General features: G+C 46.7%; 1 rRNA gene. It reads right to left on the bottom strand.

Features of this window, described 5'->3' with window-relative positions:
* Nucleotides 1-317 (bottom strand): 23S ribosomal RNA (locus I6E24_RS16850); the annotation flags it as partial.

Genomic DNA, 317 nt, shown 5'->3' with positions numbered 1-317 from the left:
CCTGATCCGATTAGCGTTGATCAGGAAACCTTAGTCTTTCGGCGAGGGGGTTTCCCACCCCCTTTATCGTTACTTATACCTACATTTGCTTTTCCATACGCTCCAGAGTGGCTCGCGCCACGCCTTCAACGCTGAATGGAATGCTCCCCTACCAATCATTAATGATTCCATAGCTTCGGCAGACAACTTGATACCCGATTATTATCCACGCCAAATTCCTCGACTAGTGAGCTGTTACGCACTCTTTAAATGAATGGCTGCTTCCAAGCCAACATCCTAGCTGTCTTAGCAATCTGACTTCGTTAGTTTAACTTAGC

This window comes from Bacteroides caecigallinarum, assembly GCF_021530995.1.
GTDB classification, from domain to species: Bacteria; Bacteroidota; Bacteroidia; order Bacteroidales; family Bacteroidaceae; genus Phocaeicola; species Phocaeicola faecigallinarum.
Note: the sequence above shows the minus strand (reverse complement) of the source record. Positions and strands in the feature narration are given on the sequence as shown.